This window comes from Arthrobacter sp. SIMBA_036, assembly GCF_046535135.1.
GTDB lineage: Bacteria > Actinomycetota > Actinomycetes > Actinomycetales > Micrococcaceae > Arthrobacter.
On record NZ_JAWRXG010000211.1, the window covers coordinates 1 to 267 of the forward strand.

Sequence of the window (267 nt, forward strand, 5' to 3'; positions counted from 1 at the left end):
CCTTAATACAACTATATTTTCCACGATCAAGAATCATAAAGTGGAAATGATTGAAAAAATTAAGATTCCTTTTTTTATATATTCAGGAAAGATATTACAAAACTATCAGCAAGGATTTGGAATTTTTATTGATATTCTACCAACTGGACAACGAAATAATGTTTTATTAAAAACCGGAAAAGATTCAGATCACGATATTGTATTTCATTTAAGTGCGGGGCAAATGGCTGTTGTATCTTTAGCATTTTGTTTATCTTTAAACAAGGT

General features: G+C 28.5%; 1 protein-coding gene. It reads left to right on the forward strand.

The features are described 5' to 3' along the window. Positions 1–40 precede the first annotated feature (40 nt). Positions 41–267 (forward strand): hypothetical protein (locus tag SB659_RS19645; protein ID WP_410551623.1); only part of this gene is annotated, 227 nt, incomplete at its 3' end.